11 protein-coding genes are annotated in these 12,221 nt (G+C 67.6%); 3 read left to right on the forward strand and 8 right to left on the reverse strand.

All coding sequences use genetic code 11. The features are described 5' to 3' along the window. Positions 1-56: 56 nt before the first annotated feature. The 8 genes from RR42_RS20435 to def all read right to left on the reverse strand — a co-directional run bounded on the left by RR42_RS20435 (position 57) and on the right by def (position 9,181). On the reverse strand, positions 57-761 hold the full coding sequence (locus RR42_RS20435) for a response regulator (RefSeq protein WP_043350899.1): 705 nt from the start codon (positions 759-761) through the stop codon (positions 57-59). A 52-nt stretch (positions 762-813) separates the two neighbouring features. Then, positions 814-3,282 carry a sensor histidine kinase gene (locus RR42_RS20440; protein ID WP_043350903.1) on the reverse strand — a complete coding sequence of 823 codons (2,469 nt, stop codon included), beginning with the start codon at positions 3,280-3,282 and terminating at the stop codon, positions 814-816. Beyond that, positions 3,279-3,998, reverse strand: coding sequence for a DUF4390 domain-containing protein (locus tag RR42_RS20445; RefSeq protein ID WP_043350905.1), 720 nt, complete (start codon positions 3,996-3,998; stop codon positions 3,279-3,281). The genes RR42_RS20440 and RR42_RS20445 overlap by 4 nt, the downstream gene beginning before the upstream one ends. A gap of 175 nt (positions 3,999-4,173) precedes the next feature. Continuing rightward, positions 4,174-5,526 (reverse strand): 16S rRNA (cytosine(967)-C(5))-methyltransferase RsmB, encoded by a 1,353-nt coding sequence (gene rsmB / locus RR42_RS20450; RefSeq protein ID WP_043350908.1) that lies wholly within the window; start codon positions 5,524-5,526, stop codon positions 4,174-4,176. Positions 5,527-5,758: 232 nt separating this feature from the next. After that, positions 5,759-6,619: a zinc metalloprotease HtpX gene (gene htpX, locus RR42_RS20455; protein ID WP_043350911.1), complete on the reverse strand. Its 861-nt coding sequence runs from the start codon at positions 6,617-6,619 to the stop codon at positions 5,759-5,761. 185 nt (positions 6,620-6,804) lie between these two features. After that, a complete protein-coding gene (locus tag RR42_RS20460) occupies positions 6,805-7,446 on the reverse strand; it encodes a LysE family translocator (RefSeq protein ID WP_043350914.1) in 642 nt (213 codons plus the stop codon). Between the two features lie 93 nt (positions 7,447-7,539). Beyond that, on the reverse strand, positions 7,540-8,553 hold the full coding sequence (gene fmt, locus RR42_RS20465; protein ID WP_043350917.1) for a methionyl-tRNA formyltransferase: 1,014 nt from the start codon (positions 8,551-8,553) through the stop codon (positions 7,540-7,542). Between the two features lie 112 nt (positions 8,554-8,665). After that, entirely contained in the window at positions 8,666-9,181 is a 516-nt protein-coding gene (gene def / locus RR42_RS20470; RefSeq protein WP_043350920.1) for a peptide deformylase, read from the reverse strand. Positions 9,182-9,343: 162 nt separating this feature from the next. On the opposite strand from def, the gene RR42_RS20475 reads away from it, so the two are divergent. From RR42_RS20475 to RR42_RS20485, 3 genes are all read left to right on the forward strand, one after another. Further along, positions 9,344-10,516 carry a LysM peptidoglycan-binding domain-containing protein gene (locus tag RR42_RS20475; RefSeq protein WP_043350922.1) on the forward strand — a complete coding sequence of 391 codons (1,173 nt, stop codon included), beginning with the start codon at positions 9,344-9,346 and terminating at the stop codon, positions 10,514-10,516. Beyond that, the gene (dprA, locus tag RR42_RS20480) at positions 10,513-11,658 is read left to right on the forward strand and encodes a DNA-processing protein DprA (protein ID WP_043350925.1); all 1,146 of its coding nucleotides are present in this window, start codon (positions 10,513-10,515) and stop codon (positions 11,656-11,658) included. The genes RR42_RS20475 and dprA overlap by 4 nt, the downstream gene beginning before the upstream one ends. Positions 11,659-11,756: 98 nt before the next feature. Then, positions 11,757-12,161, forward strand: a complete 405-nt coding sequence (locus RR42_RS20485; RefSeq protein WP_043350927.1) for a thioredoxin family protein — start codon at positions 11,757-11,759, stop codon at positions 12,159-12,161. Positions 12,162-12,221: the final 60 nt, after the last annotated feature.

Raw genomic sequence — 12,221 nt, forward strand, 5'->3', positions numbered from 1 at the left:
AAGCGAAACTATAGCAGCGCTTTTCGACCCGGTCAAGCGCTGCGTGCATCACCGCATCATTGTTCCGCAGGTTCCGGCTTGTTGCGGCCGAGTTCCACGCCAAGCTGCTTGAGCTTGCGGTACAAGTGGGTGCGTTCGAGGCCGGTTTTCTCGGCGACGCGGGTCATGCTGCCGTGCTCGCGCAGCAAGTGGTATTCGAAGTAAGCGCGCTCGAACAGGTCGCGTGCTTCACGCAGCGGCATGTCGAAAGAGAAATGCATCTCGGCTTCTGGCAATCGTTGCGGGCTGCCATTGGCGGTCTCGGCGGCGCTTTCCGCGGCAATCGCCGCCGTGCCCTCGCCATTGCCGTTCGCGGGCAGCGCCGCGCCTGCGGCCACGCCCGAGCGTGGCCGCTCGATGCCACGCGCCAGGCCCTGCTCGACTGCCGAAAGCAGCTTTTGCAAGGCAATTGGCTTCTCGAGGAAATTGAGCGCGCCAATCTTGGTTGCCTCCACCGCGGTATCGATGGTTGCGTGACCCGACATCATGATGACGGGCATGGAGAGCAAGCCTTGGGCCGACCACTCCTTGAGCAGCGTGACGCCGTCGGTATCGGGCATCCAGATGTCAAGCAGCACCAGGTCTGGCGTATTGCCGGCACGGTACTCGCGCGCTTTCTGCGCGTTTTCTGCCACTTCGACCACATGGCCTTCGTCGCTGAGGATTTCCGAGAGCAACTCCCGGATACCCATTTCGTCGTCGACTACGAGGATGGTTGCCATACTTCCCCTCTTGACCCCACCACGGCTTGCCGGGTTCGGGGCCGCACATTGACTATGCCAGTTTAACGAACAGGATGGAGATCTGCGCCCCGATGATGTCGGAACCCTCCATGCGATTGCGCAACTCGATGCGTGCGCCGTGTTCGTCAATGATCTTCTTCACCATCGCAAGACCCAGGCCTGTTCCTTTGGCCTTGGTGGTCACATACGGCTCGAACGCGCGACTAAGGATACGCGGGGCGAAACCGGGACCGTTATCCGCAATGGTGAGCTTGACGGCCTGCCGGTCTTCGCCGGCAGAATCTTTGTATTCTACAGTCTCGGTGTGCAGAGCGATATGGGGCGCCGCCCTAGCCGCGCCGAGGTTGTCCGCCACCGCATCCTGCGCGTTTTGCAGCAGGTTGTGAATCACCTGGCGCAGCTGGGTCGGATCCCCCTTGATTTCGGGCAGGCTGGCGGCCAGCGACGGATGGATCACGGCATGTTCGTGCGTGCCGGTGTCGTCGATGCCGTAGAGATGCAGCACTTCGGCGACCAGGCCGTTGAGCTGCAGTGACTGCAACAGCGCCGGCGGCGTGCGGGCGTAATCGCGGAAGTCGTCGACCATGCGCTTCATGGCCTGCACCTGGTTGACGATGGTGGTCGCGCCGCGCTTGAGCACGTCGACGTCGGCACCCTCTAGTTTGGGCGAGAGCTTCATCTGCAGGCGCTCGGCCGAGAGCTGGATCGGGGTCAGCGGGTTCTTGATCTCATGCGCGAGGCGCCGTGCCACTTCGCCCCACGCCACCGAGCGTTGAGCGGAAATCACATCGGAAATGTCGTCGAATACCACTACGTAGCCGGGTTCGTCGCGCTCGTCGCCGTGCCCGCCCGGCAGGCGCGCGCCGCGCACCAGCAGTGTGAGCGCCTGTTCCTCGTCGCTCTGCGGCAGCTCGATCTGCTTTTGCCAGTGCTGCGCGCCGCCCAGCATTTCACTGGTGCTCTGCTCGGAGAAGGCCTGCCGCACGATGTCGCCGAACTCGCCGAGGGCCGGGATGCTGTCGATGGGCTGGCCCAGCTCGCCGGCGAACGGCTGGCGGAAGATGCGCTCGGCCCCGGGGTTGGCGGTGATCAGCACGAAGCGGCGATCGAACACGAACACGCCGGCGGTGAGATTCTGCAGCACGCTCTCGAGATACGCCGTCGATTTCTCGAGCGCGCTGCGGTTCTGCTCCACCGCGATGCGCGCTTCCGACAGCTGGCGCGTCATCATGTTGAACTGCTGGGTCAGCATGCCGAGCTCGTCGCGGCTCTTGAGCTCGCGTTTGGGCGAGAGGTCGCCCTCGGCCACTTCCTTGGTCCCTTGCAGCAACATCAGCAGCGGCCGCGCAAGCTGTCCGCCGAGCAACAGCGCCAGCATCACGGCAATGAACACCGCGAGGAACAGCGTGAGCGTCAGCGTGCCGATATACATCTTGCGCAGGCCGGTGCGGCCGAGCGCCTTTTCCTGGTACTCCTGGTAGGCGCGCTGGACTTCGTCGGCATTGCGCGCCAACGCTGCCGGCACCGGATGCACGACCTGCAGGTAGCGCTCCTCGCGCACCGTGTCGCCCACCAGCCCGAACCCGGACGATGCTGCGTCCTCGGGGCGGCGCTCGACAGACAGCCCCGACCCGGCCCAGCGGCTGGCAGCATTGAGGGCCGGCTTGCCCGCGGGCCGGCTGGCGCTATCCGAGGCTGAGGATGTGTCGGTTTGCGCGGTGGGCGCGGGGCCCAGCGGCACGATGACGCGCAGCCGGTACAAGTGGGCGCCATCGGTGCGCTCGGGCTGGTGATGGCTATCGACGGATGGATCGGCGCCCCCTTCCACCGCGGCATAGCCGCCGGCTAGCCGGGCCTGCTCGGCCAGCACGCCAGAGGGCAGGTCCGGCACCAACGACGCATAGTTGCTAGACGCCGTGGCGATCACGCGGCCGCTTCCGGTGAAGATGGCGGCTTCCTGCACACCGTATTGCTCGCGCAGCCGGTTGAGCTGCAGCGAGGTGGCGACATTGGGCGAACCGGTGAGCTGGTCGGCCATCAGCCGCGCCTTGCCTTGCAGGTCCGACAACGCGCTGTCGATGGTGGAGCGGCCAAGGTTGAGGCCGGCCTCGAGCGCGGTCTCGACGCGAACGTCGAACCAGGACTCGATGCTGCGCGAGACGAATTGCAGCGACACCAGGTAGATCAGCACGCCGGGCAGCACGCCGACCACGCCGAAGAACACGGCGAGCTTGGTCATCAACCGCGTGCCGAACTTGCCGCGGCGATAGCGCAGCCACAGGGTCAGCGCCAGCGCGCCGATGATCAGCACCAGCAGGATGCCGATCACCAGGTTGATCTTGAACAGCAGCGTGAAGTACCGATCGAAGAATTCGGTATTGGCCGAGGCGCCGGCGAGCAGTGCCACCAGCACCAGCGCCAGGAACACGATGATGCCCGCCACGACGCGGTAAAGCACGCGCCGGAACCGGCTGTCCCACAGGCTGGGCGGGGCGCTCATGGCTGGCCCGCGGCCGGCTGCACCAGGGTGGTGGGAGAGAGCACCGTCGATACAGTCTGCGCGAACGGCACCGCACGCGTTTCGCCGGCCACCGCGGCGGACGCGGCAGACGCCGGCGCCGGTGTCGGCACGGGCACCAGTTGTGGCGGCGGTGTGGGCGCGGGCGGCGGCGGGAATTCGCTCGGCACGGTGAAGTTGAAGCGCCGCCATTCCGATGCGAGATTCCACTCGCGGGTGTTGACGGCGTTGATCTGGAACGGCTTGGGCAGTTGCGTCAGGTCCAGGCGCATGCGCGCTTCGGCCTGGTAGGTCTCGCCCGGCTTGACCATGCTGCGCTCGAACACACGCCAGCCACGCACGCGCTGGATGAACTGCAGCGCGCCCTTCAGGCGCATGAACGGCAATTGCAGGCCGCCGGTGGACACGCGGTACTGGCGCGTGAGCGGATGGTAGGACAGCCGCACGCTGCGGCTGGCATTGACGGGTTTTTCATCGAACCAGTACCAGCGTGGGCGGGAAAGCTGGAAATCGACGACGAAATACAGCGAGATGCCTTTGTTGAGCGCGTCTTCAAGCGGCGGCGGCAGATCGAAATCGAAACTCGCGGCCAGATCGAAGCCGCCATCCTGGTACTCGATGCGGGCCTCGTTGACTTCAATGCCGTCGGCGCGCGCCGTGCCCGGCAGTGCGATCAGCGCCATCAGGATACCGAGCATGATCGTTGCCGCGAGCCACCAGGACGCCAGCCGCGCGCGCGCGCTGCGTATCGGGCTGGCGCCGGCTACTGAACCAGCTGCCCGAGCCGCAGCATGGGACACGCACGCACTGTCGTCTGGGACGCGAAGGACGAACAAGCGAAGCGGGTTCGGCATTGGGATCGATTGGGATCGGTCAGGGTCGTTTCTGGAAACGGGCGTAGAAGAAGCCATCGTGATCGGTGGGCAGGCCTTCCTGGCTGCCATTTCCGCCACCGGCCAACTGATCCATGCTGCCCGGCAGCATCTGGCCGGGCGCTTGCAATCGTATCGCATCTGGTAGCTGTGCACCAAACCAGCGCGCCTGCTCTTCGTTCTCCGTTGGGAAAATAGAACAGGTGACATAGACCAGGATGCCGCCCGGCTTGAGCAGGTTCCAGAGCTGCGACACGATGCGCCGCTGCTCGGTGACCAGCCGGGGGATATCCACCTCGCGGCGCAACCAGCGGATGTCCGGGTGGCGGCGCACGATGCCCGAGGCGGAGCACGGCACGTCGGCCAGGATGCGGTCGTACTGGCGGTTGTCCCACCAGTCCTGCGGGCGGCTTGCGTTGCCTACCACCACGGTGGCTTGCTGGCCCAGGCGCGCGAGGTTCTCGTCGATGCGGGTGGCGCGCTGCGCGTCGCTCTCCAGCGCGGTGACTTCCACGTTGGCGAGTTCAAGGATGTGGCCGGTCTTGCCGCCGGGCGCGGCGCACGCATCGAGCACGCGCTGACCGTCGGCCAGGTCCAGCAGCGCAGCGGCCAGTTGCGCGCCGGCGTCCTGGACCGAGACATCGCCCTCGGCAAACCCGGGGATCTGCGACACGGGAAACGCGCGCACCAGCCGCACGGCCTGCGGGCCGATGGCCACGCCCGCCATGCCGGCATTGAGCACGCGCTTGAGGTAGTCAGGCACCGAGACCCGCGCCGTATTGACGCGCAGGGTCATGGGCGGGCGCACATTGGCGCTCTCGGCCAGCGCGGTCCACTGGTCCGGGTACGCCTTGCGCAGCGCATCCAGCCACCACGCGGGCAGGTTCCAGCGCGCTTCGTCGTCCTGGCGCACCTCGGCCAGCAGTGCCTTGCGTTCACGCAGGAAACGGCGCAGCACCGCGTTCACCAGCCCGCGCGCGTGCGCGGTCTTGGGCTCGGAGGCTGCCGCGCTGACGGCCTGGTCGACCACGGTGAACTCGGTGTAGCCCCCTTCCCCCTGCTCGTCCTCGACCAGCAGCGCCAGGGCCACGGCCAGCAAGGAGTCCACCAGCGCGCCGGGCGGCCGGGTCACCAGCTTGGTGACCAACGCGCGCGCCGTGCCGAACTGGCGCATGGTGCGATAGGCCAGGTCCTGCAGGGCGCCGCGCGTGGCAGCGTCGCGCACGCGGTCCAGGCGGTACTGGGCGGCGGCGTTCTCGATGGCCAGCGGCAGCGCGCTGCCTTCGTTGACGCCGCGTACGGCAGCCGCGGCGGCGAGCATCTGGAAGGCGAGGGATTCGTGTTGCAGGCGCATGACAGTGGGGCAGTGAGACGGTAAAACGGGGTGGCAGGGGGCAAGCCGCAAGCGGCGAGGACTGGCGGCAAGGCCGGGCAAGGCCAAAAAAACACTGCCCGCCGCTTCCGGGGAAGCACGGCGGGCAGTTTACCCTGTATGTGGCAAGGACCGGCGTTTTTGCGCCTGGCTGGCCGCGGCGAGGGGGTAGCGCGGCGGCTTGGACCGCGCCTGGGCCGCGATTGGACCGTGCTTACACCGGATAGACGCCCGTCTGTGCCATCTGCATCAGCCGCGCCACCCGTTCCTCGGTCGCCGGGTGGGTCGAGAACAGGTTGGCGATGCCGCTGCCCGAAAGCGGGTTCATGATCATCATCTGCGCCGTGGCCGGGTGCTGCTCCGCGGTCTGGAACGGAATCCCCTGCGCATAGCGGTGGATCTTGTCGAGCGCCATCGCCAGCGCCTGCGGGTCGCCGCTAATGGTGGCGCCGCCGCGGTCCGCCTCGAACTCCCGGGCGCGGGAGATCGCCATCTGGATCAGCGACGCCGCCAGCGGGGCAAGGATTGCCACCGCGATGCTGGCAATGGGGTTGGAGCGGTTGCCGTTCTCGTCGCGCCCGCCAAAGAACATGGCGAAGTTGGCCAGCGCGGCGATGGCGCCGGCCATGGTGGCGGCGATGGTCGAGATCAGGATGTCGCGGTGCTGCACGTGAGCCAGTTCATGGGCCATCACGCCGCGCAGCTCGCGCTCCGACAGCACCCGCAGGATGCCGGTGGTGGCCGCCACGGCGGCATGCTCCGGATCGCGGCCGGTGGCAAAGGCGTTGGGCGCATCCTCGTTGATCAGGTACACGCGCGGCATCGGCAGCTGGGCGCGCTGCGCCAGCTCCTGCACCATGCCGTAGAACTGCGGTGCCGTGCTCGCGTCGACTTCCTGCGCGTTGTACATGCGCAGGACCATCTTGTCCGAGAACCAATAAGAGAAGAAGTTCATGCCCAGCGCCATGATCAGCGCGAACATCATGCCGCTGCGGCCGCCGATCATGCCACCGATGACGATGAACAGCGCCGTGATGGCGGCCATCAGCATGAAGGTCTTGACCCAGTTGAACATTGTCGTGATCTCCGAAAAAATCATCCTCGCGCGCGCCCGGTGGCCGGGCTGGCCGTGCTACGGAAAGCGTGACGCGGTGCTGTTTAGATAGTACCCCGCCCCGGAAATTCAACCGTCACCTGCCTAAAAAAAGGGCAGCCGGTGCCAGCGGCCGTTCGCTGCGCCAGCAGGTTCGGCAACTGTTCCTAGCGTTGGGCGAAGGCCAGGCGCGCGCCCAGCCCGATGAACGCCATGCCCACAATGCGATCCAACCAGCACTTCAGTCGCGGCGCCTCGCTGGCGCGGCGGGTCAGGGTGCCCGCCATCCATGCCACCAGGCTGTTCCAAAGCGTCGACATCGCCACCATGACGCCGCCCAGGGCCAGGAAGGCCAGGGCCTGATGCTCGGCGTTGCGATCCACGAACTGCGGGAAGAAGGAAATGAAGAACAGGATCACCTTTGGATTCAGCACATTGGTGAGAAAGCCCTGCATGAACAAAGCGCGCAGGCCGCGCGTGCCCGGCTGGGCAGCGGGGGCAGCGTGCGCGCCGGGGGGCGCGGATCGCTGCCAGATCAGGCGCAGCCCAAGCCACACCAGATAGGCCGCGCCGGCAAACTTGATCAGGGTAAAGGCGGTGGCCGATGCCGCCAGCAACGCTGTCAGGCCGAAGGCGATGGCCAGCGAGTGCACGCAGCAGCCGGCACTGACCCCGAGCGCCGAGACCACGCCTGCCGCCCTGCCCTGCGCCACGCTGCGCCCGACGATATAGGCGGTATCCGGGCCAGGCGTCACATTGAGCAGGAACACCGCGCCGACGAACAAGGGAAGGTCAGTAATGCCGAGCATGGTTGGCTGCCGGTGGGTGAGCTACGGAAATGGGGCGCGCAGCGCGCGCTGCGGCAAGTCAGCCACCACGGCTTTGCCGCAAGCGCAGGGCGATTATGCCGTGCCGCCAGCCACGGCGCAGCGGGTACCCGGCGGCAGCGGCATGCTCTGCAGGAACTGCTGGGCCGGCACGCGGCGCCCGCCCGGCTTTTGCAACTCGGTCACGCGCAGCGCGCCCTCGCCGCAGGCGATCACCACGCCATCGGCATCCGCCGCGAGCACGGTGCCCGGTGCCTGCGGGTGGCTGGCCGTGGACGCCAGGGGCTGGGCCTGCCAGCACTTGATGACGGTCTCGCCGACCTGCACGGTGGCGCCGGGGAACGGGTTGAAGGCGCGCACCTGGGCGGCCAGCGCCGCAGCCGGGCGGCGCAGGTCCAGCGGGGCTTCTTCCTTGGCGATCTTCTCGGCATAGGTCACGCCCTCGGCCGGCTGCGGCGTGCCGGTGAGCGGCTGGCCCGCCGCGAGGCGGCGCAGCGCCTCCACCACCATGCGCCCGCCCAGCGCGGCCAGCGCATCGTGCAGGGTGCCGGTGGTGTCGCCGGGGCCGATCGGCACGGTTTCGCCCTGGATCATCGCGCCCGTATCCAGCCCTTCGTCCATCTGCATCAGCGTGATGCCGGTCTGCGCATCGCCAGCCTCAATGGCGCGATGGATGGGCGCGGCGCCCCGCCAGCGCGGCAGCAGCGAGGCATGGATGTTCAGGCAGCCGTAGCGCGGCAACGCCAGCACCTCGGCTGGCAGGATCAGGCCGTACGCAGCCACCACCATGACATCCGGGGCGATCTGCGCCAGCGCGTCCACGGCGGCGCCGGCCTCTTCGGGATACTTGCCGTTGCGGCGCAGCGAGCGTGGCTGCAGCACCGGGCCCAGGCCCTGCTCCAGCGCGTACTGCTTGACCGGGCTGGCCTGCAGCTGCAAGCCGCGGCCAGCTGGCCGGTCGGGCTGGCTGAGCACCGCCACCACCGGGAAACCGGCGGCGTGGATGGCTTCGAGCGCCACGCGGGCGAATTCGGGCGTGCCGGCAAAGGCAACGCGCAGCGCTTGGGATGGGCTTGCGGCTTGGGACATGGCACGCTCCGGCATAAAGCGGCACCGGCCGCATCAGCGGCCGGTAACTTGATTCATCGGGAAGGCAATACGATAGCAGACCAGTGCTGCCGCACGGCCTGCCGCGGCTGCCTTACATACGGGTGCGTTCGCGCTTGTGCAGCTTGACCAGCTTGGACTTGATGCGCTGAAGCTTGAGTGGCGACAGGTACTCGACGAAGACCTTGCCCTTGAGGTGGTCCATTTCGTGCTGGATGCACACGGCCAGCAGGTCGCCGGCTTCGATCTCGAAGGGCTCGCCCTTCTCGTTCAGTGCGCGTACGCGCACATGGTCCGGGCGCTCGACCCGGTCGTAGACTTCGGGCACCGACAGGCAGCCCTCTTCGGCCACCTTGCGGGTGTTGCTGGACCAGACGATCTCCGGGTTGATGAAGACCTGCAGTTCGTCGCGGGTCTCGGAGATATCGATCACCACCACCTGTTCGTGCACGTCCACCTGGGTCGCGGCCAGGCCGATGCCGGGGGCTTCATACATGGTCTCGGCCATGTCCGCTACCAGCTTGCGAATGCGGTCGTCCACCACGGCAACCGGTTTTGCCACGGTATGCAGGCGGGGATCGGGGTAGGTCAGGATATCGAGTTTAGCCATGATGCTGGGGCGCAACGCCTGCCGCTCACACATGTGACCCGCGCGTTGCGGCTACGGGTGTTTACATGCAGAATCGGGGCGCAAGTACAAAAATTCAAGGCGCGCCGCAACAGGCACGCTCTCCAGGGTCAATCCGGCTGTTCTGCCAGCCGGTTCGAGAAAATGCGCGATCTTACCAAAGAACACCAGGCGGCGCCGGGCCGCAGGCCGTACGCGTTTGCCCGTTGGATGTTGTGTGCGGCCGGAATCACCGCCGCCACAGGGGCGCCAGTACATGCCGCCGATCTTACCGTCACCCCGGCCCAGCGGGCCCAGGCCACCGTTACCGCGCAGCAGGGCATTGCCGCCGCTGACCTGGCACCGGACGCCCCCCAGCAGTATGTCGTGCGAGGGGGTGACACGCTTTGGGGGATCTCCGGGCGCTTCCTGCGCCAGCCCTGGCGCTGGCCCGAGCTGTGGGGGATGAACCAGCAGCAGATCCGCAATCCACACCTGATATATCCCGGCCAGGTCCTGTACCTGATTCAGCGCGACGGCCGCGCCTGGCTTTCGACCAGCCCCGATGCCGGCGGCACGGTGCGGCTCACGCCAAGCGTGCGCAGCGAAGGCGGGCCCGGCGGCGCCATCGCCAGCATTCCCGCCAAGGACATCGAGCCGTTCCTGATCCGCCCGCTGGTGGTGGACCAGGGCACGCTGGAGACCTCGGCGCGCATCATTGCCCTGCCCGAGTCGCGGGTCTACCTGGGCATGGGCGACACAGCCTATGCGCGCGGCATTTCCCCGCCCGAGGCGGTGGTCGGCAGCGACTGGCAGGCCTTCAAGCCGGTCAAGCCGGTCAAGGACCCGGTTACCGGCCGCGTGCTGGGCTATGAAGCCGAGTATCAGGGCAATGTTCGTGTGTCGCGTCCGCCGGAAGGCTTCGACGTGGTAACTACCGTCAAGGTCACGGCGGCCCAGCAGGAAATGGGCTCTGGCACCTTGCTGATGCCCCAGCCGGCACGCGAGCCGGTGCGCTATGTGCCCCGCGCGCCGGATGTCATGCTCGATGGCCGTATCGCGGCGGTCTACGGCGGCGTGCAATTCGGCGGCGCCAAGCAGGTGGTGGTGCTCAATATCGGCACTGCCGCGGGCCTCGAGCCCGGCCACGTGCTTGCGCTGTCGCGCGCCGGCCAGGTGGTGCGCGATCGCACGGATGGCAACCGCGCCATCCAGTTGCCCGACGAGCGCTATGGCCTGGCCTTCGTGTTCCGCGTGTTTCCGGGCGTGGCCTACGCCTTGGTCACCGATGCCTCGAACGCAATCGAGGTGGGCGACCGCGTGACGTCGCCGCGTTGACCGGGCTGGCAGCAACCGGCGCCAACCCGGCGCCGGTGCCCACCACCACCCGCAGCGCTGCCGACATCGAGGCATGGCTGCGGCTGACCGGTGCCCGTGGCCTGGGCACAGGCGCCTTGCGCCAGTTGCTGGCCACCTTCGGGCTGCCGCACCAATTGCTGGCCCAGACCGTCAGCGCACTGGCGGCGGTCATCCCCGAGAAGCACGCCCGGGCGCTGCTGGCACCGCCCGATGCTGCCACCATGGCGCTGGTCGAGCGCACTGTGGCCTGGGCCGCCGAGCCCGGCAACCATGTGGTGACGCTGGCCGATGCCGCCTATCCCCGTCCCTTGCTGGATCTGTCCGACCCGCCGCTGGTGCTGTACGTCAAAGGCCGGCTGGGCGCGCTTGGCGGCCCGGCCATTGCCATGGTCGGCGCGCGCAGTGCCACCGTGCAGGGCATGGAGGATGCGCGGCGCTTTGCCCGCGTGTTGTCCGGCGCCGGGCTGACGGTGGTGTCGGGGCTTGCGCTGGGCATCGACGGCGCAGCGCACGAGGGGGCTCTGGAAGGTGCTGGCGGTACCGTCGCGGTGATCGGCACCGGCGCTGACCTGGTCTACCCCGCCCGGCATCGCGACCTGGCCCACCGCATCGCGGCGCATGGCGCCATCGTCAGCGAGTTCGCGCTCGGCATGCCCGGGCGCAGCCACCACTTTCCCCAGCGCAACCGCATCATCGCGGCGCTCGCGCGCGGCGTGCTGGTGGTGGAGGCGGCCGCGCGCTCGGGGTCGCTCATTACCGCGCGGCTGGCATCCGAGATGGGACGGGAGGTCTATGCCATTCCCGGCTCGATCCATGCGCCGCTGTCCAATGGGTGCCACCTGTTGATCCGCCAGGGCGCCAAGCTGGTGGAAACCGCGCAGGATGTGCTCGAGGAATTTGGCATGGCAGGGGGGGATGCCGCCCGGCCGGTGGCGCCTGCGCCCATGCCGGCGCTGGACGATGTCCTCGGCCTGACGCTCACCCACGACCCCGTCACGCTGGACGCGCTGTGCGCGCGTACAGCCCTGCCACCCGAGCAAGTGATGGCCAGCCTGCTGACACTGGAACTGGCGGGCGCGGTGGAGCGCCTGCCGGGTAATGCCTATCGCCGTGTAAGCTAGCGAGCGATCCTGGTACCGCCGGCCGAAATACGGTTTTCCCGGTGGCCGCTACAATCAAACGATTTCCCGTGCCTGAAAAGGCTCATGTTTCCCCCATCATGACCGTTTACTTTCCGGAGCAGGACCAGGGCGTCATCGCCCAGGTGTTGGCAGCGCGTCCGCAAGGCCGCCTGGTAGCCTGCCTGTGCGCAGCCTGGTGCGGCACCTGCGGGACCTACCGGGAGGCCTTCACGGCGCTTGCCGCCCGGTTTCCCGGCGATTGCTTCGTCTGGATCGATGTTGAGACCCACGCCGACCAGCTGGGCGACCTCGATATCGATAACTTCCCGACGCTGCTGGTGCAGCCGGTGGCGGGCGGCGCGCCGCAGTTCTACGGCACGCTGCTGCCGCATATTGAAGTGCTCGAACGCATGCTGGCGCGCGGCGCGGCGATGGCGCCAGCGGCCGGCGCCGCGGTGCCGAACGTGCTGGAGTGGCTGGCGCCGCACGCTAACGACGACTAACCCCGGTCATCGGCGCCCGGCGCAAGCCAGCGGCACGAGCGCCGGATTGCAGTCAAAAAA

It is taken from the genome of Cupriavidus basilensis, assembly GCF_000832305.1.
Classification (GTDB): domain Bacteria; phylum Pseudomonadota; class Gammaproteobacteria; order Burkholderiales; family Burkholderiaceae; genus Cupriavidus; species Cupriavidus basilensis_F.

What these genes read in the sequence shown, in the direction of transcription:
- RR42_RS20435 (WP_043350899.1), bottom strand. Translation starts at nt 761, where the DNA reads ATGGCAACCATCCTCGTAGTCGACGACGAAATGGGTATCCGGGAGTTG.
- RR42_RS20440 (WP_043350903.1), bottom strand. Translation starts at nt 3,282, where the DNA reads ATGAGCGCCCCGCCCAGCCTGTGGGACAGCCGGTTCCGGCGCGTGCTT.
- RR42_RS20445 (WP_043350905.1), bottom strand. Translation starts at nt 3,998, where the DNA reads ATGCTCGGTATCCTGATGGCGCTGATCGCACTGCCGGGCACGGCGCGC.
- rsmB (WP_043350908.1), bottom strand. Translation starts at nt 5,526, where the DNA reads ATGCGCCTGCAACACGAATCCCTCGCCTTCCAGATGCTCGCCGCCGCG.
- htpX (WP_043350911.1), bottom strand. Translation starts at nt 6,619, where the DNA reads ATGTTCAACTGGGTCAAGACCTTCATGCTGATGGCCGCCATCACGGCG.
- RR42_RS20460 (WP_043350914.1), bottom strand. Translation starts at nt 7,446, where the DNA reads ATGCTCGGCATTACTGACCTTCCCTTGTTCGTCGGCGCGGTGTTCCTG.
- fmt (WP_043350917.1), bottom strand. Translation starts at nt 8,553, where the DNA reads ATGTCCCAAGCCGCAAGCCCATCCCAAGCGCTGCGCGTTGCCTTTGCC.
- def (WP_043350920.1), bottom strand. Translation starts at nt 9,181, where the DNA reads ATGGCTAAACTCGATATCCTGACCTACCCCGATCCCCGCCTGCATACC.
- RR42_RS20475 (WP_043350922.1), top strand. Translation starts at nt 9,344, where the DNA reads ATGCGCGATCTTACCAAAGAACACCAGGCGGCGCCGGGCCGCAGGCCG.
- RR42_RS20485 (WP_043350927.1), top strand. Translation starts at nt 11,757, where the DNA reads ATGACCGTTTACTTTCCGGAGCAGGACCAGGGCGTCATCGCCCAGGTG.